The sequence below is a fragment of the uncultured Bacteroides sp. genome, assembly GCF_947632445.1.
Lineage (GTDB): Bacteria > Bacteroidota > Bacteroidia > Bacteroidales > Bacteroidaceae > Bacteroides.
Genome location: NZ_CANRPM010000031.1, coordinates 1 through 23,293 on the forward strand (window position 1 = coordinate 1; position 23,293 = coordinate 23,293).

Annotated in this window: 22 protein-coding genes; 11 read left to right on the forward strand and 11 right to left on the reverse strand. The window is 45.6% G+C overall.

Annotated features, from left to right (window positions below):
- Positions 1 to 354 precede the first annotated feature (354 nt).
- The 10 genes from galE to Q0Z70_RS07760 form a co-directional block, all read right to left on the reverse strand.
- Entirely contained in the window at positions 355 to 1,389 is a 1,035-nt protein-coding gene (gene galE, locus Q0Z70_RS07715) for a UDP-glucose 4-epimerase GalE (protein ID WP_298073518.1), read from the reverse strand.
- Between the two features lie 176 nt (positions 1,390 to 1,565).
- Positions 1,566 to 2,144: an electron transport complex subunit RsxA gene (gene rsxA, locus Q0Z70_RS07720; protein WP_298073519.1), complete on the reverse strand. Its 579-nt coding sequence runs from the start codon at positions 2,142 to 2,144 to the stop codon at positions 1,566 to 1,568.
- 68 nt (positions 2,145 to 2,212) lie between these two features.
- Positions 2,213 to 2,797, reverse strand: coding sequence for an electron transport complex subunit E (locus tag Q0Z70_RS07725; RefSeq protein ID WP_298073520.1), 585 nt, complete (start codon positions 2,795 to 2,797; stop codon positions 2,213 to 2,215).
- 16 nt (positions 2,798 to 2,813) lie between these two features.
- Complete coding sequence (locus tag Q0Z70_RS07730; protein ID WP_298073521.1) at positions 2,814 to 3,473, reverse strand: RnfABCDGE type electron transport complex subunit G; 660 nt, start codon at positions 3,471 to 3,473, stop codon at positions 2,814 to 2,816.
- On the reverse strand, positions 3,470 to 4,462 hold the full coding sequence (locus Q0Z70_RS07735) for an RnfABCDGE type electron transport complex subunit D (protein WP_298073522.1): 993 nt from the start codon (positions 4,460 to 4,462) through the stop codon (positions 3,470 to 3,472). The genes Q0Z70_RS07730 and Q0Z70_RS07735 overlap by 4 nt, the downstream gene beginning before the upstream one ends.
- 31 nt (positions 4,463 to 4,493) lie before the next feature.
- Positions 4,494 to 5,831, reverse strand: a complete 1,338-nt coding sequence (rsxC, locus tag Q0Z70_RS07740; protein ID WP_298073523.1) for an electron transport complex subunit RsxC — start codon at positions 5,829 to 5,831, stop codon at positions 4,494 to 4,496.
- Between the two features lie 38 nt (positions 5,832 to 5,869).
- Positions 5,870 to 6,796, reverse strand: a complete 927-nt coding sequence (locus Q0Z70_RS07745) for a Fe-S cluster domain-containing protein (RefSeq protein WP_298073524.1) — start codon at positions 6,794 to 6,796, stop codon at positions 5,870 to 5,872.
- A 36-nt stretch (positions 6,797 to 6,832) separates the two neighbouring features.
- Complete coding sequence (locus Q0Z70_RS07750) at positions 6,833 to 7,255, reverse strand: SoxR reducing system RseC family protein (RefSeq protein WP_298073525.1); 423 nt, start codon at positions 7,253 to 7,255, stop codon at positions 6,833 to 6,835.
- Positions 7,256 to 7,785: 530 nt separating this feature from the next.
- On the reverse strand, positions 7,786 to 9,543 hold the full coding sequence (aspS, locus tag Q0Z70_RS07755) for an aspartate--tRNA ligase (RefSeq protein WP_298073526.1): 1,758 nt from the start codon (positions 9,541 to 9,543) through the stop codon (positions 7,786 to 7,788).
- A 59-nt stretch (positions 9,544 to 9,602) separates the two neighbouring features.
- The gene (locus Q0Z70_RS07760; protein ID WP_298073527.1) at positions 9,603 to 10,652 is read right to left on the reverse strand and encodes a diacylglycerol kinase family protein; all 1,050 of its coding nucleotides are present in this window, start codon (positions 10,650 to 10,652) and stop codon (positions 9,603 to 9,605) included.
- A gap of 192 nt (positions 10,653 to 10,844) precedes the next feature.
- On the opposite strand from Q0Z70_RS07760, the gene Q0Z70_RS07765 reads away from it, so the two are divergent.
- A complete protein-coding gene (locus tag Q0Z70_RS07765; protein ID WP_298073528.1) occupies positions 10,845 to 12,032 on the forward strand; it encodes an aminotransferase class I/II-fold pyridoxal phosphate-dependent enzyme in 1,188 nt (395 codons plus the stop codon).
- 295 nt (positions 12,033 to 12,327) lie between these two features.
- Here Q0Z70_RS07765 and Q0Z70_RS07770 read toward each other — a convergent pair whose 3' ends face one another.
- Complete coding sequence (locus Q0Z70_RS07770) at positions 12,328 to 12,801, reverse strand: lipocalin family protein (protein WP_298073529.1); 474 nt, start codon at positions 12,799 to 12,801, stop codon at positions 12,328 to 12,330.
- A 284-nt stretch (positions 12,802 to 13,085) separates the two neighbouring features.
- Here Q0Z70_RS07770 and Q0Z70_RS07775 point away from each other — a divergent pair, with 284 nt between their 5' ends.
- From Q0Z70_RS07775 to Q0Z70_RS07820, 10 genes are all read left to right on the forward strand, one after another.
- On the forward strand, positions 13,086 to 14,384 hold the full coding sequence (locus Q0Z70_RS07775) for a site-specific integrase (RefSeq protein ID WP_298073530.1): 1,299 nt from the start codon (positions 13,086 to 13,088) through the stop codon (positions 14,382 to 14,384).
- 12 nt (positions 14,385 to 14,396) lie between these two features.
- The gene (locus Q0Z70_RS07780; RefSeq protein WP_298073531.1) at positions 14,397 to 15,728 is read left to right on the forward strand and encodes a site-specific integrase; all 1,332 of its coding nucleotides are present in this window, start codon (positions 14,397 to 14,399) and stop codon (positions 15,726 to 15,728) included.
- 70 nt (positions 15,729 to 15,798) lie between these two features.
- The gene (locus Q0Z70_RS07785; RefSeq protein ID WP_298073532.1) at positions 15,799 to 16,941 is read left to right on the forward strand and encodes a DUF6043 family protein; all 1,143 of its coding nucleotides are present in this window, start codon (positions 15,799 to 15,801) and stop codon (positions 16,939 to 16,941) included.
- A 216-nt stretch (positions 16,942 to 17,157) separates the two neighbouring features.
- On the forward strand, positions 17,158 to 17,511 hold the full coding sequence (locus tag Q0Z70_RS07790; RefSeq protein WP_298073533.1) for a helix-turn-helix domain-containing protein: 354 nt from the start codon (positions 17,158 to 17,160) through the stop codon (positions 17,509 to 17,511).
- A gap of 2 nt (positions 17,512 to 17,513) precedes the next feature.
- Positions 17,514 to 18,908 carry a DUF3987 domain-containing protein gene (locus Q0Z70_RS07795; protein ID WP_298073534.1) on the forward strand — a complete coding sequence of 465 codons (1,395 nt, stop codon included), beginning with the start codon at positions 17,514 to 17,516 and terminating at the stop codon, positions 18,906 to 18,908.
- A gap of 122 nt (positions 18,909 to 19,030) precedes the next feature.
- Entirely contained in the window at positions 19,031 to 20,056 is a 1,026-nt protein-coding gene (locus Q0Z70_RS07800) for a DUF6371 domain-containing protein (RefSeq protein WP_298073535.1), read from the forward strand.
- A gap of 215 nt (positions 20,057 to 20,271) precedes the next feature.
- Positions 20,272 to 21,666: a MobV family relaxase gene (gene mobV, locus Q0Z70_RS07805; protein ID WP_298073536.1), complete on the forward strand. Its 1,395-nt coding sequence runs from the start codon at positions 20,272 to 20,274 to the stop codon at positions 21,664 to 21,666.
- 143 nt (positions 21,667 to 21,809) lie between these two features.
- Positions 21,810 to 22,460: a master DNA invertase Mpi family serine-type recombinase gene (locus Q0Z70_RS07810; protein WP_117951653.1), complete on the forward strand. Its 651-nt coding sequence runs from the start codon at positions 21,810 to 21,812 to the stop codon at positions 22,458 to 22,460.
- A gap of 143 nt (positions 22,461 to 22,603) precedes the next feature.
- Entirely contained in the window at positions 22,604 to 22,891 is a 288-nt protein-coding gene (locus Q0Z70_RS07815) for a hypothetical protein (RefSeq protein ID WP_229031890.1), read from the forward strand.
- Between the two features lie 97 nt (positions 22,892 to 22,988).
- Complete coding sequence (locus tag Q0Z70_RS07820) at positions 22,989 to 23,270, forward strand: hypothetical protein (protein ID WP_289581608.1); 282 nt, start codon at positions 22,989 to 22,991, stop codon at positions 23,268 to 23,270.
- Positions 23,271 to 23,293: the final 23 nt, after the last annotated feature.

The following is a 23,293-nucleotide window of genomic DNA, read 5'->3' on the forward strand; positions in this document are numbered from 1 at the left end:
ATCAATGAAAACCTTTGCAAAGATGTAAAATTCAATACATTACAAAGGTTTTATCACTCAAAATGTCCATTAGACCCTTTTTTACTATGCGCCAATGTTACAGTCTGTACCTTCCTCTATATGCAAGCAGTAACATCATAAAAATAGGCCCTGTCGTCACGACAAGACCTATTCACAACACAAACACAAAATAAAACACGACAAAACTATTATGCAATTATGCTATTATGTTTTCACATAAAACACCTTTTATGGATATTCACATACACATATCGGTAACATATTGCATTTAATGAACAAATATCATAAAAAACATCTGTTCAATGAGGTTACGTATTTCAGTCTATCTTTACTTTATTGAATGCCTCTTTCACGAAGTTTCAACTGCCAATTCCATGCGGAAAGTACAGTATCTTCAATTGAGGTTTCAGCCTTCCAACCCAGTTCTTCGTTGGCCAATGTCGGATCAGCCCATACTTTTACAATATCACCGGCACGACGACCTACAATCTGATAGTTTAGCTTCACGCCTGTTGCAGTTTCAAAAGCCTTAATGAGTTCAAGTACGGAGAGGCCACGACCTGTACCAATATTGAACACTTCCACTTTTTCTTTCTGCCTATATTGCAGAATACGATTGATAGCCACCACATGTGCCTTAGCCAAATCGACTACATTGATGAAGTCACGAATGCAAGAGCCGTCAGGAGTATCATAATCGTCACCAAATACGCTCAACTTTTCGCGAATACCAATAGCTGTCTGCGTCAGATAGGGAACTAAGTTCTGAGGAACACCGTTAGGCAATTCGCCAAGTAATGCGCTTGGATGAGCACCTATCGGATTGAAGTAACGCAACATGATAGCATGAATGGGCGCACCCGAAGTTATTGTATCGCGAATAATTTCTTCATTAATCTGCTTGGTGTTGCCATAGGGAGATTCGGCTTTTTTAATAGGTGCAGCTTCCGTTACAGGCAAAACATCAGGCTGACCATAAACTGTACATGAAGAAGAGAATACAATACCCTCCACTCCATGTTTAGGCATCAGTTCGAGTAAGTTGATTAAAGAAACTAAATTATTACGATAATATTTCAATGGTTTCTCAACAGACTCACCTACAGCCTTGCTGGCAGCAAAATGAATGATTGCTTTTATACCGGTATATTTGGAGAACATGGCATCAAGTCCCTCAAAATCCAAACAATCAAGTTTCTCAAATGCCGGACGGATACCCGATACCTTTTCAATATTATCTACTACATCAGCACTGGAATTAGACAAATTATCAATGATAACTACTTCATAACCTGCGTTTTGAAGTTCCACAACAGTATGAGAGCCTATATATCCGGTACCCCCTGTCACTAATATTCTTTCTTTCATAAGTAGAGATGTTTTTAGTTCTTAGGCCTTTTATTGGTACAAAAGTAACAAACATTTTTTAATTATATACAGAAAACAAGAAAAAAAACGTGCCGATCTGTTTTTCTGCATGAAAATTATTTTTTCTTTCATTCAAACAGGGACGGCACGTTATTATTTTAACGCGTGTTAACGCATCAGATCTTTACTACTCCTGAAAAGCCCATGAAAGCCATAGCCAAAAGACCGGCCGTAATCAAAGCAATAGGAGTTCCTCGCATTCCTTTCGGCACGTTAACAAGATCCATTTGTTCACGCAAACCGGCAAATAAAGTCAATGCCAGACCAAAACCGAGAGCTGTAGAGAATGCATATACTACACCTGTCAGGAGATCATAGTTTTTCTGGATAACCAAAATAGCCACACCCAGAATACAGCAGTTAGTCGTAATCAGAGGTAGAAATACACCCAAAGCCTGATAGAGCGAAGGCGACACTTTTTTCAGTATGATTTCCACCATCTGTACCAATGCGGCGATGACAAGAATAAAAGTAATGGTTTGCAGATAGCCCAAGTTCAGGGCATCGAGTACATACTTCTGCAATAGGAAAGTAACAATCGTAGCAATGGTGAGCACAAAGGCTACAGCTGCCGACATTCCCAGTGCAGTATTCACTTTCTTGGAAACGCCCAAAAACGGACAAATACCTAAGAACTGTGACAGTACGATGTTGTTTACAAAGACTGCCGAAATAAATATTAAGATATATTCCATCTTCTAATTAATTAACGGTTAATAATTGACAACCAAACAAGTACACTCGTCGATGGTTGTCCGCAGCCTCAGGCTTTCTTCAGACAGTTCACCAAAGCGATAAGATAGCCCAACGCGATAAAGGCACCCGGTGCCAAAACAAATATCAACATACCATATTCTTCAGGAATAAATGAAAGACCGAACATCTTTCCTGTACCCAAAAACTCACGGACAGCACCGAGCAGAGTCAAGGCAATGGTAAATCCCAGACCGATACCAATACCGTCAAACAGGGATGCCATCGGATTATTCTTGGCAGCAAAAGCTTCGGCACGTCCCAACACAATACAGTTCACCACAATCAACGGAATGAACAAACCCAGCGTAGCATACAGTGCCGGGACATAAGCCTGCATTACCATCTGAAGCAACGTCACAAACGAAGCAATGACCACGATATACGAAGGAATTCGCACCATGTCGGGAATAAGATTCTTAATGGCAGAGATTACCACGTTGGAGCAGATGAGCACAAACATGGTGGCCAGTCCCATACCCATACCGTTGATAGCAGAAGAAGTGGTACCCAGCGTAGGACACATACCAAGTAGAAGTACGAATGTCGGGTTCTCCTTGATAATGCCGTTCATCAAAATTTTAAAGTTATTCATAAGTCAGGTTCCTTTCTTATTTAGCGCTGATGGAATCTGTTGTAGCAGATTCGGTAGCAGGTTGTTCAACATTCTTTTGAGTAGCTCCTGTAGCTCCGTCGGCAATATTCTGTCCGGCGTAAGCTGCATATGCCGTATTCACTGCATTCAAGAAAGCGCGTGAAGTGATGGTAGAAGCCGTAATCGCATCAATTTCACCACCGTCCTTGCTCACTGTCAACGGAGCACTTCCGGGATTCTTGCCGGTAATGTCGCCATTGTTCCCTTTCTTAAACCAGTCAGACGCTTTGGAACCCAAACCGGGAGTTTCGGCATGGGACAACAAGGAGTAGTCTATGATATTACCTTGGGCATCAAAACCAACCAACACACGCAAGTCGCCTCCAAAGCCCATGGTTGACGCTTCGACAGCAGCACCGATAAATTCACCACTCTTGGTTGCAGGATATACGGCATATTCTACACCATTCACTTCCTGCATCTTCTTTTCAGCAATCGGATCGTTGTCAAAACCGGGAACTACAGCCTTTACCGCATCGCTCAACGTCTTGGCATTAGCTGCCGCAATAGGTTCCTTGGTCAGTTCATTCACATAAGCCAGCAACGCTACAGAGATTGCAGTCACCCCTGTAAGTACCAGTAACATATTCTTTAAAGATGATTCTAACTTCTTCATTTCTTCTTAGCCACCTCCCCGAAGCGTTTAGGTTTGACATACGTATTAATAAGCGGAGTGAACGCGTTCATAATAAGAATAGCGAACGACATGCCTTCGGGATATGCACCGAACAAACGGATAATCACAGTCAGCAAGCCGATGCAAACACCATAGATCAGCATACCCTTGTGGTTCATCGGAGACGTCACATAATCAGTAGCCATGAACACTGCACCCAGCATCAAACCACCAGAAAGCAGGTGAACCAAACCGCAAGCATACTTGTCGGGGTCAACCCAATGCATGATGGATGCGAACACAAATACCGTTATCAAAATAGATATGGGAATATGCCACGTAATGACCTTTTTCCACAGCATATATACCAAACCCAGCAATAAAGCCACAGCATTTACTTCACCTATACAGCCGGGATTGTTACCGAAAAACAAATCCAGTGCACTGGGAAGCTGATCCATGGAGAAGCCGGGAGCACCATTTGCCACACCTTTCATGATAGCCAGTGGAGTAGCAGTAGTTACAGCATCTGTATAAGCAGTCAGTTGTCCGACAGCAGGCCAGCTTGTCATCTGCACAGGGAAGGACAGCAACAGGAATACACGCCCCATTAAAGCGGGGTTAAAGGGATTGCAACCCAAACCACCGAACGACATTTTGCCTACACCGATGGCAAACAAAGCACCGATGACAATAATCCAGACAGGCAGATTGGAAGGCAGGTTGAAAGCCAACAACACCCCTGTGATAATAGCCGAACCGTCACAAACGGTCGTAGTTTCTTTCTTCATGATGAACTTGCCGATGGCCCACTCAAAAAACACACAAGCCAATACGGAAGTCAGAGTCACAATCAAAGCACCCACTCCAAAAAAGTAGAGGGACACGAAGAAAGCCGGCAACAGTGCGATAAGCACGCCGTACATATTCTTCTTTACGCTGTCACCTCCATGAACGTGGGGCGAAAGGGATACAATTAATTTATTCATATATGTTCTTGAATTCTATTCTTTACTATTCTTACTTCTTGGCCTGACGGGCACGTATCATGGCACCGACCTTAGCCTTACCCAAACGGATGTAATCGAGCATCGGACGATTGGACGGACAGGTGAACTGACATGAACCACACTCGATGCACGACATGATGTCCTCTTTTTCCACACGTTCAAAGTCGCCGTGAGCCGAAACCGTAGCAAGCAGATAGGGTTCCAGTCCCATCGGACAGGCACCGACACATTTGGCACAACGGATACAGGGCTGTGCAGCTCCGCGCTTGGCTTCCTTATTGTTCATAATCAGAATGCCAGAGCTACCTTTAGCGGTAGGAACATCCGTATTGACCAGTGCTTTCCCCATCATCGGGCCACCCCCGATAATCTTGCCTGTATCTTCGGGCAGACCGCCACAAGCATCAATCAGTTGCTGCATCGACGTACCGATACGAGCCAGGAAGTTGGAAGGTTTGGCCAGTGACTTACCTGTTACAGAGATAACGCGTTCGAACAAGGGTTTGTTCTTCTGCACAGCTTCATATACGGCAAAAGCTGTACCCACGTTCTGCACTACTGCACCCGTAGAAATAGGCAACGCACCAACAGCCACCTGACGTTTGATAATAGCGTCTATCAACTGCTTTTCACCACCCTGCGGATATTTCACTTTCAAAGGAACAACCTCAATACCGGAATAAGAAGAAGCGAGCTTTGTCATTAGCTGGATGGCATCAGGCTTGTTGTTTTCGATACCGATAAATGCCTTGTTTACCTTAACTGCCTTCATCAAAATCGTCACACCTACCATGATTTCTTCAGCATGCTCCAACATCAGTTGGTGGTCGGCCGTCAGATAAGGTTCACATTCCACAGCATTGATGATGACACATTCGGCCTTGAATGCAGGAGGCGGACAAAGTTTCACCTGCGTGGGGAAGCAGGCACCCCCCATACCTACAATACCGGCATCGGCTATCTTCTTGACAATTTCTTCAGGAGTCAGATTGCATTCCTTCACCAACGTGTCGGTGCGATCAATGCTTTCCTCCCACTCGTCGCCCTCCACGTCAATGAAGATAGCAGGTTTAGCGTAACCGCTGGCATCGACAATCGTATCAATCTTAGCAACTTTACCGCTGACAGACGAATGAATGGCTGCTGATACAAAGCCACCGGGTTCGGCTATCTTCGTACCCACTTTCACAACATCGCCCTTGGCTACAATCGGCTTTGCAGGAGCACCGATATGCTGCCCCAGCAAAATGACGGCCTTAGCAGGTACTTCTGCCTTAACGATGGGCTGATGTGCTGAAAGTTTATTTTCCTGTGGATGAACACCACCGATTGAAAATGTTTTCAACATACAAATTCTGTATTTTAGTCGTTAATGTTTCTATTTGATTATGCTTCAGCTTTTGGAGCTTCAGGAACTTGCTTAAGATCCTCGGCTTTGAGGGTCTTCGCCTTCGGAGCAGCAGCTGGAGCGGCATCTTCTTCTGTCTTCGGCTTGCGAGGAGGAAAGTTCAGAGCTATGATGGCGTTCTGCGGACATGCCTCTTCACACTTGCGGCAAGACTTACACTTGTTCGGATCAATATAGGCCAAATTGTTCTCCAACGTGATAGCTTCGAAAGCACATACCTTCACACATTTGCCACAACCAATGCAGGCAACCGTACAGGCTTTGCGAGCCACAGCACCCTTGTCCTTGTTAACACACTGTACATACATACGACGTGACTTCTTGCCCCGCGGACGAATCTCAATGATGTTACGCGGACAAGCATTGGCGCATGCACCACAAGCCGTACACTTGGCCTCGTCTACTTCGGGCAGACCCGTTTCAGGATTCATGCGGATGGCACCGAACTGGCAGGCCGATACACAGTCGCCACATCCCAGACAGCCATAGCTACAACCGGTCTCACCGCCATACAACGAAGCCGCGATAGCGCAACTCTTCGCACTGTCATATTGATTGATGTGCGGACGGTTCTGGCAAGTTCCATTACATCTTACTACTGCCACCATCGGTTCGGAAGTGGCAGCGGCCAAACCGAGAATATCGGCAACCTTTGCCATGACCGGCTGTCCGCCAACCGGACAAAGCTTACTTTCCAGCGAACCGGCCTTCACACAAGCGTCGGCAAAGCCGCTACAACCAGGGTAACCACATCCACCGCAGTTTGCCTGAGGTAGCACAGCAGCTACCTGAGCAATTCGCGGGTCTTCATACACAGCGAATTTCTTGGAAGCGACATACAGGATAGCAGCCAGTACCAGCGCTATCACTCCTAACAAAATCACTGCAATCAGAATTACATTCATAAAGTTAGTTGTTTATTAATTGTTTTGAATTATTAATTAGTTCATCGGTTGGATGGAAAACGAAAATTTCTTTTCCAAATGCGACTTATTCAACCACAATATAAAATAATAGGGTACAAGCAAAAACAATGCACCCAACGCCGCACCGAGTTCGTCATTCCAAATAGTCATAAAAACAAAAAGAGAAATGATCAGTACCAGAAAAGGTACCACGAAAGCCAGCAGAACAGCCCTTACGCCCATAGACAATTGGCCTATCACCCATACATGGCATCCAGAACGATATATTTCCGTTGCAGCCTCGTCAGTCACATCAATCAGTTTTTCCTTAGCGTCGGCCGAGGAGCAATGTCCCTTGATGCTGCATGCAGCACACGCAGAAGTTTGGACAATCCGCACTTGTATATGGGTACCGTCTATGTTTTCCACAATACCTTGATGTTTTATAATATCCGTCATTTTGCAAAGTGAGCATTACAAATCGTGGCAAATTTAAGCATAATTTATGAACTACAAACCTTTCTACGTATTTTTCTATGTGCATAAACAAGCTTTTTTTTAAGAAAAGAGAAAAAGAAACTATCTGACCTCGAAAATCGGAGGAAAAAGAAGAATTAACAACCGTATATGGATGGTGTCAGAAGTGTTCCTACCCTTCCCTTTTCATACCCATGAAGAGGCTTCTCAAATGATACAAGGTGCATTGTCCAAGAATGTTTTATAAGAAACCATTCAGAATAAGAAAGAGTAGCATCTAACGTCAAGTGCTGCTCTTTTTGTCTGTAGGAAATTCCCGTACTTGTGATATATGATGTTATGCGTCTGCGCAAGTACGGAAACCGTCACGTTGGATGACAGATAGTGAACGCTTAAAACGCCATTTTGGATTCCGATAGTCGCCTCTGTAATAAACACATTCAGCGTACCGATTACAGCAAAACGAATAATGCGTGTATCTCTTTTACTATCTGTTCCAAACGGTTAGAAAATTATTCTTTTACATCTACAACCAGATTCAGTTCGTCCAACTGTTCCTGATTGAGAAAGCCTGGTGCGTCAAGCATCACGTCGCGTCCGCTATTGTTCTTTGGAAAGGCAATACAGTCGCGGATGCTATCCAGTCCGGCAAAGATGCTTACCCAACGGTCGAGACCATAGGCCAGACCTCCATGAGGGGGCGCACCATACTTGAAAGCATTCATCAGAAAGCCAAACTGCTCCTCAGCCTTTTCCGGTGTAAAGCCCAAGATCTCGAACATCTTAGCCTGCAGCTTTGCATCGTGAATACGGATTGAACCGCCTCCCACTTCGATACCGTTGCATACCATGTCATAAGCATCGGCACGCACAGCAGCCGGATCAATATCCAGCAGGGGAATATCCTCGTCCTTCGGATGAGTGAACGGATGATGCATGGCCATCAGACGAGATTCTTCCTCGCTCCACTCGAACATGGGGAAATCTACAACCCACAAGAGAGCAAATTTGTTTTTGTCACGCAGTCCCAGCTGGTTACCCATTTCCAAACGGAGTTCGCAGAGCTGCTTGCGGGTTTTCATCGCATCGCCACCGCTAAGGATAAGAATCAGGTCACCCGGTTTGGCGCCAAAAGCTTCTTTCATCTGTTGCAGTATCTCCTGCGTATAGAATTTGTCTACACTCGACTTCACATTACCGTCAGCTTCTACACGGGCGTAAACCATGCCCTTGGCTCCGATTTGCGGACGTTTCACAAACTCTGTCAGCGCATCGAGCTGCTTACGTGTATAATGAGCCGCTCCTTCGGCACAAATACCACCGATGTAAGCCGCATTGTCGAATACCGAGAAGCCATACCCCTTCAGGATGTCCATCAGTTCGACAAACTTCATGCCGAAACGCAAATCGGGCTTGTCACTACCATAATACCTCATGGCATCTGCCCATGACATGCGCAGGAAAGGTTCTGTCAGCTCCACTCCACGCAGTTCCTTAAACAGATACTTGGCCATTCCCTCAAAGAGTTCAAGCACATCGTCCTGTTGTACGAACGACATTTCGCAGTCAATCTGCGTAAACTCTGGCTGACGGTCGGCACGCAAGTCCTCGTCACGGAAACATTTGGCAATCTGGAAATAGCGGTCGAAACCCGATACCATCAGCAGCTGTTTCAGTGTCTGCGGACTCTGAGGCAACGCATAGAACTGTCCCGGATTCATGCGCGAAGGAACAACAAAATCGCGTGCGCCTTCAGGAGTAGAGCCGATGAGCAGTGGAGTTTCCACCTCGATGAAACCTTTGCTATCCAGATATTTGCGCACTTCGATAGTCATTTTGTGGCGCAGTTCCAAATTCTTGCGGACAGCCGTGCGACGCAAGTCCAAATAACGGTATTTCATGCGAATATCATCGCCCCCGTCCGTATTGTCCTCGATTGTAAAGGGAGGAGTCAGCGCTGCATTCAGTATGTTCAGTTCCGACACGATAATCTCAATGTCACCCGTAGGAAGGTTGCTGTTCTTGCTGAAACGCTCATTTACTGTACCAGTCACCTGAATAACGTACTCACGTCCCAAGTGATTGGCCTGTTCGCACAGGGCAGCATTCACTTCTTCATTGAATACTAATTGGGTGATGCCGTAACGGTCGCGCAAGTCGATGAAGGTCATACCTCCCATCTTACGACTGCGCTGCACCCATCCGGCCAACGTCACCTGCTTATTGACATCGGAGATACGAAGCTCTCCGCAAGTATGTGTTCTATACATTTTATTATAGAGTTTTGATTTTATGAATGCAAAAGTACGGAATATTTGGAATACTCTCTCTATTTTTTAGTCAGCTTTTTAATCTGCTCTTTACCTTTATCCAAAATCATACGGTTTTTGTGCGAAATATCCTCTACGATTGTCTCGTTGAGTTGTTTCAACCCGTTGATGTAGTCTTGCGCACGTTGCAGTACATTGACCGAACCTTTACCGGCATTGCGAGGCACGATGACCTTCAATTCTTTCTGCACAATAGCCACTTCCACATCCTCTCCCGCCATCATGGGGTCACCGTCGAAATGCACCACCCCCGGATTAGCGCGATGAATGCGCAGAAACTTGCACCGGAAAGTCTTAAGGTGGCTGTTCCGGTTGATGGTCTTGTTGAACAGTTGAAAAGACAATGCCGGTACGTCGAGTATCGTAAACGGCTCCAAAATTGTCACGTCGAGTAACCCATCGTTTAAGGTCGCTTTCGGGGCAATATAAGCATTGTTTCCATACTGTGACGCATTGCCGCAGGCTATCAGAAAAGCCTGGTAACGTGCCGACGGGTTTCCGTCCATTTCCAGCTCGTAAACTTCTGGACGGTATTTCAAGCTTTCGCGCAGTGTCTGCTCCAAGTACGTCAGCGGTCCCCTTCTGCCGGCCTGCGAAAATTTCAGACTAACAAAAGCATCAAATCCCACCCCACACGTACAGAAAAAAGGAACATTATTTACTTTACCATAATCAATGACGTCCGTCACCCCGTCGTTGATGATGTCCACCGCCTTCTTCGGAACCAGAGGGATCTGTAAATGACGTGCCAGTCCGTTGCCCGATCCGCAGGGAATGATACCCAGCGCCGTTTCCGTATGAACCAGTGAACGGGCAATTTCATTGATAGTGCCGTCCCCGCCGATTGCCACTACTGCAAAAACTCCTTCTGCAGCCTTCCGAGCGGCAATCTCTACAGCATGTCCGGCATATTCAGTGTAAATCACCTCTTTATCATACCGTTCTTTATTCAATCTTTCATTCACCGAGGCCAAGATTTGCTCTTTGCTCTGAGTGCCCGATAACGGATTTATAATAAAAACTATTTTTTTCTTATCGTTACTGTCCATTCCAAAATAAGTGGGATTTTCATGCCCTGCAAAAGTAATACAAATCCTTAGAAGAATGGCAAAAAACTTCTCCCTAAAACAATTATAGGTAGTTTTTTAATATAAACGATGCGATAAAAGAACTAAAATTGTTATCTTTGCCCCCGTATTTGAAACTTGAGCAAAAAAACATACTAATTACTAAGATATTCAATGGACTTACTACAAGAAAAATTTGCGAAATACGACCGGCCCCAACAATTCATGGCCAAAGGCGTATATCCTTATTTCCGTGAAATCGACAGCCACCAGGATACAGAGGTACTGATGGAAGGCAAGAAAGTCCTGATGTTCGGCTCCAATGCCTACATGGGACTGACGTATGACAAGCGAATCATAGATGCGGCCAAAGCCGCCACTGATAAATATGGCACGGGATGTGCCGGCTCACGTCTGCTGAACGGGACACTCGACATCCACGTCCAGTTAGAAAAAGAGTTGGCCGAGTTTGTAGGAAAAGACGAAGCCCTTTGCTTCTCTACCGGATTTACTGCAAACGAAGGGGTCATCCCTCAGTTGGTAGGCCGAAGCGACTACATCATTTGTGACGACCGCGACCATGCTTCTATTGTCGACGGACGCCGCCTTTCATTCGCTACTCAGCTGAAGTATAAACACAACGACATGGAAGACCTTGAAAAAGAGCTCCAGAAATGCGAGCCCGATGCGGTCAAACTGATTGTCGTAGACGGTGTATTCTCTATGGAAGGCGACTTGGCCAACCTGCCTGAGATTGTCCGCCTGAAGAAAAAATACAATGCAAGCATTTACGTCGACGAGGCTCACGGCCTGGGTGTATTCGGCCGTCAGGGACGAGGTGTCTGCGACCATTTCGGCGTAACCGACGACGTGGATCTGATTATGGGTACCTTCAGCAAATCACTGGCTTCTATCGGTGGTTTCGTAGCCGGTGACAAGGAAGTCATCAACTGGCTCCGCCACAATGCCCGCTCCTACATCTTCCAGGCCAGTAACACGCCCGCTGCAACAGCGGCTGCCCGCGAAGCGCTCCACATCATCCAGAACGAGCCCGAACGCATTAAACGTCTGTGGGACATAACGAACTACACACTGGAAGCTTTTCGTAATGCAGGATTCGAGATTGGGGACACCGAATCGCCCATCATACCACTCTATGTTCGCGATACGGAGAAGACCTTTACAGTCACCAAGCTGGCTTTCGATGAAGGTATCTTCATCAACCCCGTCATTCCGCCCGCCTGCGCTCCGCAAGACACATTGGTACGTGTAGCCCTCATGGCCACACACACCAAGGAGCAGATTGACTATGCCGTCAAAAAACTAACTAAATGCTTCAAGCAGTTGGATATAATAAAATGATTATCCACATAATGTCCATTAATTTGTTTTACGCCATGCGAATGAGTAACGGATTTAAAGAGTAGACATAAAATATATACTTTCAATTCCCAAAACTAATGCAATAACTACGAAAAGCGTGGGGCTTCCGTCACCATTCCGTTATCAAGGGCTTTCCTACCGCCTTTTACAGAGTATAAACGAACATCATGCGGATAATCATAAAGGGAAAAATCGGGACGGCTACCTAATCGCCCCGATTTTCATTTTCGATATATTCCTATAGAGTTATTTCGTAGGCAGTTTCTGATTACAACTAATCAGAAACTTTGCGATATTCATAGCGTTCCCATTCTTCGTACACTACACCATCATATGTTTCTTTCTCATACCATTCTACCACCAAGTTGGTAGCGGTCAGTTCTTTTACATGGAACTCATCGCTACAAATTCTACCGTCTTCTATAAAACTCCTTATAATTGTTCCATTTTTATAGTTCCATGTATCTCCTTCCTCTTCATCAAACCAATCCCATTTGCCATTGTACATCCAAGCCTCTCTCCATGTGCCGTCTGCCTTAAACTCTATTCTTTCATCTCTATCATTTTCGACTCTTTCGTATGTTATTTCTCCATCTTCTTTTTCCCAATATTCGTAAGAAACCAGTTCCCACACACCGACCAAATCGGACGCAGAGCCTACTCCTTCATCATCATCTGAACACGCACTAATACTAAGTGCCATAACAGATAGCAATCCCAAAAGAAATAATAATTTAAACTTTTTCATAAAAATAATTTTTTATTATGTCTTTCAGTTCCCAAAGACTAATGTAATAACAACGAAGTGTGGAACTGCAATATATGTTTTGATAACGGATTTGGGAAGTCGAAAATGAAAAGAAAAGCATAACAAGAGAAAATATAATCACTAATATACAGTGTTTTATGCGGTATCACTTTCGGGACACGCTCTTTAATTTGTCTTAATCCGCTGCAAGTTTTTTCGGGATATATGGGAACATATACGGGAATTTATTTACCTTTGCGATGTGAATCAAAAACGCATTGCCGATGAAAGTTTCCGTCTATCTGAAAAAGAGCAGTTCCTCGACCTCGAACATCTGTTTCCGTGTCCGTGAGAGGAACGTGGATATAAAGGTTGTTTCGCCTCTTACAGTCCATGACAAGTACTGGGATTCCGACACCCTCGGTTACAAGCGCACGACAGTCGTACCTGCTGCTGAACAGAAACAGCTGCCCGAACAGATTGCCGCCATCATCGAGAAAGTAGAGAAGACTTTTTCGGACAGGGCAAACAGCGTATGGCTTAAACAGACCATAGAGGATGTGCTGTACCCTGCACGGGCTTTCGAGCGCAACCATCCTAATCTGATTTTCCGTATCCAGGAGTATCTAGAAAAATATGACGGAGCGGACAGAACCAAGGAGCATATCATCCGCTTCGAGCGCAAGATGATACGTTACCATGAATATCAACGTGAGATATTAGGTAATACCGATTTCACCCTCTTTGTTGAAACCGTCACATTGGAGCAGATGAACGGTTTCCGGGACTATGTGTCCAACGAATACCTGTTGCGCCAGCAGCATCCTGATTTCTATGCCGGGCGTATGTTAATCAACCACGCGCCAAGGCCATTGTCGAATACGACCATCATCAACACGATGAACCTCTTTTGTACATTCCTGCATTGGTGCAAGAAAATGAAATATTCCGACAACGAGGTGTATGAGCTTTACGGATGCAAGGAACCGACATACGGTGATCCGTTCTATTTGACATCCGAAGAAAGGAATGTCCTGTATGATGCGGATTTGAATGACTGTCCTAAACTGGCAGTTATCAGGGACATATTCGTGTTCCATTGCTATATCGGCTGCCGTGTGGGTGATTTGTACAGATTGACGAGAGACAACATCAAAGATGGATTTCTGGAGTATATGCCGCAGAAGACAAAGAAGTGTCAGGCTAAAGTCGTCAGGGTACCGCTTCATCCCAAGGCATTGAAAATACTGGAACGTTATGAATCAAGTTCGGGCAAATTGTTACCGTTCAAACCCATACACCAGTACAATCTCGGCATACGGGAACTGTTAAAGCATTGCGGCATAGACAGGATGGTGACTATCCTTGACACGCACGGCTACAATACCGTGCAGAAACCATTGTATGAAGTTGCCACCAGCCATACGGCAAGGAAGACTTTTGTAGGAAATCTATACAAACAGGTTCCCGACCCCAACCTGATAGCATCCATGTCGGGACACGTGGAGGGCAGTCGGGCATTCAACCGCTACCGCACGATTGACGATGAGATGAAACGCAAACTTGTGGAAATGATAAACTAAGGAGGACGCATAATGAAAGTTACCGCATTTATAAGAAAGACCGCCGCCAAGAATAATGTCACTGACCAGGCACGAGTCTATTTCAGAGTCCGTGACGTAGGAGGCGTTGACATCAAGGCAGCGAGCGAACTCTCCATCAACCCCAACCACTGGAGTGCGGAACGGCAGGGCTACAAGCCCCGTGTCGCGCTGGTGTCGGAGGAAAAACGGATGGGCTTTGAAAAAGACATCCAAAACATTACGCACCTTATTGCCGAGAAATACCATCGAGGAGTGGACGGCAACTGGCTGAAAGGGCTGATAGAGGAATACCATCATCCCAACATCAACTTCCGTGGCGGCAATCCGGCAGACGAGTATCTGCTATCTTACCAGATACAGAAGTACATGGACGAGACACCCCTTGCCGCAGAAAGCTGGAAGCATCACCGCGACAATCTGAAAAAGGTACAGCGTTACGAGCGTTTCCGGCATGAGGTCATGCACCAGCGGGGCTTCCACCTTTGTATAGATTCCATTACTGCTGACGACATCCGTGATTTCAAGTTGTGGATGCAGGAAGAGTACAGGTATGTGGAAATGTATCCCGTATTCTATAAAGACGAGCTGCCCCGTGATGTAGCCCAACAACGCTCCGAGAACAGCATGTCGGGGACGCTCTACCGCATCCGCACCGTCATCAAATGGTGCATCAAACGGGGGCTGACAAGAAACAACCCTTTTGATCAGTACCAGATAGCCCAGCCCATGTACGGCGACCCGTTTTACCTTACTCTCGAAGAAAGGGACAAGGTCTATTATGCCGACCTGAGCGGCATGGGGGCAACCTATTCCGTATATCGGGACATATTCATGTTCCAGTGTCTGATAGGTTGCCGTGTAAGTGACTTGAACAGACTGACCAAGGCAAACATCGTGGACGGTTGTGTGGAATACATTCCGCAAAAGACCAAGCTGGAACACGCCAACACAGTCCGTGTCCCTCTCAACCAAAAGGCTTTGGATATACTGGAGAGGTATAGGGACTTGGAAAACGCGTTGCTTCCACGGTTCTCGCACTTCGGTTACAACAAAAAGATAAAGGAGATTCTCAAATATGTGGGCATTGACCGTATGGTCAGGGTACTTGACCCGAAGACACGCGAGGACGTGGCACGACCGTTATATGAAGTGGCGACCACCCACACGGCACGCAAGACCTTTATCGGCAACCTCTACAAGCAGGTCAAAGACCCGAACCTGATTGCTTCCATGTCGGGGCATTCTGAGGGAAGCCGTGCATTTGCCCGTTACAGGCATATCGATGACGAAATCAAGAAAGAACTGGTAAACCTGCTGGATTAAAATCGCCGGTCCGCCGTATTTTATTCTTTCCCTATGTTCCATTTATAATTAACTACTTGCAGATAACACTATGACTGAATCCCGATTGACATACGACCAGTTCAAGGCTGACATTCTCCGGTGGAAGAACAGCCACAGGGAAGAATACAACCGCTTTGCGCGTCTGATGACAAACGGGGACGAGAGGCAATATCTCTCCATCTGCCGTGCCATCTTCAAACAGCTGCCAAAGGTCAAGGCGGAATGGGAATTGTGCTGGGGCGATGACAGTGTGGAAAATTTTGACAACATAAGCCTGCTGTTCAGTGAAGAATCCGTCCCGGAACAGATTGTTGAAGCATTCCAAAAGCAGAGGGAAGAGAATAATCCATCAGACAGAACTTCATCGTCCTTTTGTAACAAGGTCAAATCCTTTTTTAGAGGCAAATTCCAAAACCATGGCATTATCCTTTCCGCACCGCTTGTACTAAGCTGGCTGTATTACGGAAAGAGTTTTGAGGCAATGGTCAGTATGGTCAGCAAACAATCAGCCAATCCTAAAGCGGACAGAATGGACAGGCAGAGCTGTTCTTGGGTAGCCGAACGGATAATACAGGTATCCATCAAGAACGGCTTCCGTACCCAGGCTGACTGGGACAGATACTTTTCCATGAACGATGCCATTGAAAAGGGCAATATCGGAGAATGGGCATTGCAATCCGTAATAAATGAAAATGGGGACAATGGCGATACGGAAAATGATGTAACCAATACACCAACTGACACGGACAATGATGCCACATCAAAAATCCACCGTACAGCCGGAAAGAAAAAGATACAGGAACGACCTCTTATAGATTATCTTGACTGCAACAACAAAGAGGAGGTTTTGAGGCATATACGCAAATACATTTCCATAAACACCAGTGCTGTCCATCAGGCATTGCCATTTTATGTGTTGAAAGACTTGCGGCTGGTCGCAGGTATGCACACTGCCAAAGAATACAGTGTCGGTCTGGCTTTACAATTCCCGGATTTGCCGTCGCTCAAAAGCGAGAGTGCCATACGGCAGTCTGTCGGATTCCTGAAAGCGGCCAAGTATGTCATCAAGGAAAGCAAAGACCAGTTGGCTCCGCTAATCGAAAGTGACGAAAACCAGGAACTGTATCAAAAATTGGTTCAGACAATCACAGATATTACAATCAGTAATACAACAGATATTGGCGCAAAATAAGGTCAGATGCAGCCGTTTTACATTGTCATATAGACTTATATTGTCGTGATGATTTAAGACAAGACATTCTGTATCAATTACCTTTAATTCCTATATACTTTTGCACCGTCAATCCTTTCCCGAGGGTTTGGCGGTGCTTCACTTTTATAAGCCATCGGAAGCGGGGCATCAGGGAAGATTCAGATGGTCATTGTAAATTCCAAAACAAATGATTTTATGATTACCATAGAAAGTCTGGTCGATATGGGAGCCAATGTAAAACTGGAAGTCACTCCCACAGACCTGAAGATGTTTGCAGAATCAATTATCCAGCGCACTATTATGGCGCAGCAGGAAGAACAGAAAGCAGCGATACAGCGTGAAGCGGAAGAAATCTACCTTAACACGAAACAAGTCCGCGAGTTGCTGAACGTCTGCGAAGGCACGCTCAATCTATGGGCGAAGCGTGGCTACCTCGTTCCCGTCAAGGTTGGCAACAAAAACATGTATGCCAAATCCGACATCCGCAGGGTACAGACCGGAGGCAAGTCGGAGAGTGTGACATCCTATTGCAAACGAACGGAGAAGTGATTATGGGTATCAGACAACTGGATATATGCAACAGGGTGATGGCACAGGCGCAGGGCATAGCAGAATCGGATTTCCCGATTAACTCTTTCCCTGCCAAAGTACAGTCCGTCATCCTTGGCATGGTGCGTCATGAGAACTTCAAGGTGGAGTATCTTGCCGCAGCCATGCTGTCGGCTGCGGCTTCCGCGTTGGGTAACACTTACAATATCCGTGTAAAGGGACAATGGACAACCAATGCCGCCCTTTATATCATCATGGTGGGGCGGCCGGGACTCGGCAAGACACCGCCGCTTGAAGCCGTATTCCGTCCGCTTCGCAAAAGGGATTGCCGGACACTGGAGAAATTCAAGGCTGAAATGGCCGCCTATCAGAATACAATGAAAGAGAGCAAGGGCAACAACGGCATGGACAGGCCTGTATTGAGAAGAACCATCGTGTCCGATTTCACGCCGGAAGCCCTGATGCTTGCCCATCACAACTGTCCCCGTGGCATAACCATACTTGCGGACGAGATTATGGGCATGTTCAATTCCGCCAACCGCTATACCAACGGACAGCTCATAGAGCAGCTTCTGTCCGCATGGAGCAACAGTGCCATAGATGTGACCCGTGTCAGCAATCCCATTCCCATACACATTGAGAATCCCTGCATCAACATGGTCGGCACGACACAGACCCGGCGTGTACATGAGCTGCTCAAAAAGGGATACGAGGATAACGGCCTGCTTGACCGCATTCTGTTCGTGATGCCCAAGTCGTATCTGGTGCCACGGTGGACGGAAAGCGAAGAGGAGGATACCGGGAGCAATCCGGCATCTGCATGGAGGACATGGGAGGCAATCATGGAAAAGGTATTCGCCCTTGACTATGAAGTGAATGATGAAGGGAATATCCCTCATCTGATAGGCATGGAAGCGGAAGCGAAAAGGGTTTTCTTCAACTGGCATAACAATACGATCGAACGCATCAATGCCATCAGGGATGAAGCCCTTGTGGAATCGCGTCCCATGAAAAGCCCGGTACAGGTGGCGCGTCTGGCACTGGTTCTCCAAGTCCTGTCTTATGCCTGCGGCGAGAGCCATCTGCAATTCGTGACAACGACCGCCATTGAAGGTGCTATCCGGCTGAATGACTATTTCGAAGGTTCTTACAGGCGCATACGCGAATATGTGGCAAACGATGCCTGTGACGAGCCGTCGCTGGAATTGCTCGCCCTGCTGAAAGATACGTTTGCCACAGCCGAAGCCCTTGATGCAGGAAGACAGCTAAAAGTGACGGAGCGCACGGTGATGAACTATCTTAAAGAACTTGCAAAGAATAGGCTCATCCACAAGGTCAGGCAGGGAGTCTATGAAAAGGTATCATTCACAGCCGAGAATAGAAACTGCAATGTATAACCCCTGTTTGCAGCTTTCAGTATGTTCAGTTTTTCAGTTTAGGGGTGGAGCATACCGTCAGTTCCTGCAAAACTGAAAGGACTGAAGACTGAAATTACTGCAAATCAATTTCAGAAATCATCATGGAGAATTATCGTTTTCATCTTGAAAAATATCATCGGGGTAGCAAGAAGGCGTGTCCCGAATGCAGGCGCAAGGCTTGTTTTACCCGTTATATCGACGAATCGGGAGAGATTGACTTTCCTCCCCATGTCGGCAAATGTGACCACGAGCACAGTTGCGGCTACCATTACACGCCAAAGGATTTCTTCCGGGAACATCCTGATGAATCGGAACAATTCAGCCAGGAACGGAAACCGCAAGCTGCAGCTCCAACGAAGCCAGTCAGTCCTCCGTCTTTTATTGATTCGGCAGTCATGCAACGTTCACTGTCACACTATGACATCAACCCGTTGTACACATTTCTGTCCGACACGATTGGCAGAAGCAGTGCCGAAAGGCTCTTCAAGCTTTACCGGGTCGGGACTTCCAGGAAATGGAACTGTTCGACAGTTTTCTGGCAGGTGGATTCCAACGGACAGGTACACGCGGGTAAGATTATGGGATATGATACAAAGACCGGGCATCGACTGAAAGTTCCGCATCCGCATATATGCTGGGTACATACCGAGTTGCATTTGCCCGACTTCAACTTGTGCCAGTGTTTCTTTGGCGAGCACCTTCTTGTCCGCTATCCCGACAAGACCGTGTTCATTGTGGAAAGCGAGAAGACAGCACTCATTGCAGCCCACTTCATGCCTGACGGCTTATGGCTGGCGACCGGAGGAAAGAACGGCTGTTTCAACGAAAGGGCTGTTCGTGTACTGGCGCATCGGGATGTGGTACTGATGCCAGACCTTGGCGCAACGGAGCAATGGAAGCAGAAGACTTCCATGCTTGCTAATGTCTGTCGGTCCGTATCGGTCAGTACGGTACTGGAAGATATGGCAACTGCCGAACAACGCGATCAAGGGTTGGACATTGCAGACTTCCTTCTGATGGAAGACACTCCGCAGATGATACTCCAACGGATGATTGACCGCAACCCCGTCTTGCAAACCCTGATTGACGAACTTGGGTTGAAATTGGTGGATGCAGAACAGATATGATAATTGGATAAATTGGACAGCTCGCTGTCCTTGAAAAAGGGTTTGTAAAATCCCGTAGCTTATTAGGGCATTTTCCCTGCAATCACTCTACGAGTGGCAGTCAAAAAGCCCATAAACGGAGAGATACCCTCCCGGCATCCATGTCTGCCTGTGGCACATTGACGGGATTTTACGAACCATAACACAGAAATAATAATCGCAAAAACGCAAAAAATATGAGTAATACACAATATGCGGTTTGCCACCTGCAACGTGGCAGCGGTAATGACAGCGGAATGTCATGTCATATAGAAAGAAAGGATGCAAACGGGAAGAAATACATTCCCGTCAATGCCGATGCGAACAGGACACAGCTTAATCGGGAACTTATTACATTTCCTGCCGGAGTACAGAACAGGACGGATGCCATACAGTATCGTATCAATAACGCCGGGCTGCACCGCAAATTGGCCAAGAACCAGACAAAAGCCATCCGCATTATTCTGACCGGAACACATGAACAGATGATGAAGATTGCCCAAGAAGGGAAACTGGGAAATTGGATAGATGCCAACCTGAAATGGCTCCGGGAGACCTTCGGCAGTGAAAATCTTGTTTCATGTGTACTGCACATGGACGAGAAGACTCCGCACCTGCACGCTACTGTCGTACCCATTGTCACCACCGAACGCCTTAGAAAGAAACGCGAAGGCGAGAAAAAGTACGAGACTAAATCCGGACCGAGGCTTTCTGCCGATGACATGATGCGGCGGAGCAAGCTGCACGAATACCAGAACAGCTATGCCGCAGCCATGAAACCGTTCGGGTTGCAGCGTGGAATAGTCGGTTCCACCGCCAAACATCAGGCAAATTCGGAATACTATAAGCAACAGGTAAGTCGGTACGAGGAAGACATTGCCAGATTGCAGGCCGACATTGAGAAAGCGCGAGAGGGCAAAAATACCATTCTATCATGGTTCGGGAAAGGTGATCTTGCTAAGGCAAAGAAGGAACTAGGAGAAAAGGACGAGCTGATAGCCAAACTGAAAGGTCAAATCCAAATACTCACAGCAGAGAAAGAGCATCTACAGGAGCAACACAAATCCGACATCGAACAACTGCGAAACGGCTATCAGAAAGAGATAGACAAAGCTATCCGTAGGGCGGAAACGGCAGAGCGGCAATCGAAAGAAAAAGATGCCGTCATCGACAAACAGAAGCAACACATTGACCAACTTGACCGTAAAGCCAATCCTCACAGATACCAACTTTCATCCGGCGCGGAACTGGTACATTACATCATTCCAAATATGAGGAATCCGTCCATTCATATTTGGACGAAAGTTGGCAATGAAGAATATGACACAAGGACTTATATAGAATATTTCAGTGATATATGGGAACGGTTTAGCAAGGACGAAGCTACCGTTTACGAGCTCATCAATGAAGTATTTGAGCCACAGGAACAGGTCAATGAAGCACAAGCTAATCTTCTTGGAGCAGCCTTTGAACTTGTAGCAGGTGGTCAGGCACAAGTACATGTCGGAACAGGCTCCGGTGGCTCGTCTTCTGAACTTCCTTGGAATAATAAAGATAAATACTCCAATAAACAAACAACCACAAGACGATGATCAAAAAAACAGGTAAGGTCTGGAGTTTTATAAAAGTAGTACCTACGAGAACATCAATTTGTATAAAAAGCAGGCTAGTATCAAAAAATAATATCTCTAAAACCTTTGTTCTTCAAAACAAAAGAGGTATCATATACCTAAAAATGGTATATGGCTACATCCGCGTTTCCACCGACAAGCAGACGGTGGAAAACCAACGTTTTGAGATAGAGCGTTTCTGCAAAAAAGAAGGATTGACGATAGATGGCTGGATAGAAGAAACTATCTCTGGTACAAAGAACTATTCTAAACGGGCACTCGGCAAGCTTCTAAACCGAATTGTCAAAGATGATTTGATAATCTGTACAGAGTTATCTCGTCTTGGACGCAACCTCTTTATGATTATGGAAATACTCAATATCTGTATGACAAAAGAGAGTCGCGTTTGGACGATTAAAGATAATTACCGTCTTGGCGATGACATTCAAAGCAAAGTACTTGCTTTTGCTTTCGGACTATCCGCAGAAATAGAACGTAACTTGATTTCTCAGCGGACAAAAGAAGCCCTTGCTCGGTTAAAAAAGGAAGGACATCAAGTCGGTAGAGGTCAAGGTCAACGCAATAAGCAGTTGAACGCAAAATGTGTGGCAAAGCACAAATACATAGAGGGTCAAATGGCAAAAGGGATAAGCGTTCCGCAGATAGCTAAGAAATTGAAAATTGCAAGGGGTACACTATATCGATATTTGGCATATACCGGATTGAGAACTCCAACAAAATCAAGGAATGGCAGATGGGAGCGTGGTATCTATTAACCGTCCGTTTTTTGAAGACAGATCCGAAAGCTCGTTACCAAGGTTATACGTTCTATTTTAGGGAGGGACTTTGTTGGAGTGACATTAATACGACTTTTCTTAAGTGTAGAATTAAGCAAAAGAGTATTCATGACGTAAAAAGTATGAGTATTTTTGGCGTGTGCGACAAAGTTCCCGAAAAATACATTTTATGTGTAATTAATTCGACACTGATTAGCTATTATGTTGATACTTTTGTAAATAACACTCAGACTTTTCAAATAAACGATGCTCGTCAACTCCCAATTATCGTTCCTACATCTGAACAATTATCATTTTGTAGCGCTTTGGCAAAAGCTGCAATAGCGCAAAAAATAAAAGGGAACGAGTCATCAAACATACAAAAACAATTGGATGATTTTATAGAAAATCAAATCTTTGGTTTAGTATAGGGAGGGTTTTTGTTGGATAGATGTCAACTCTACATACCTTAAAGCCAGAATTAAAGCAAATGGCGTTTTTGATGTTTTGAGTATGAGCCTATTCACAATGACAAACCTTCCTGACTGGTACTATGTAGCCCTAATAAATTCAGAATTTATTAGCCTATATGTTGACAATTTTATCAACAACACTTCTCATTTTCAGATAAATGACGCACGGCAGCTACCTATAGTAATCCCACAAAAGAAAATATTTGAATCATTGCAAAAATTAGTTGCCGATTGCATCAGCCTCAAAAGAACAGCAGTGATTGATGAAATCTTAATGGAAGAAAAACAATATGAACTTGATAGATTGGTTCGTTTATTGTATGGAGTAGAGGATTAATGGATATCCTCTACTCCATTCTC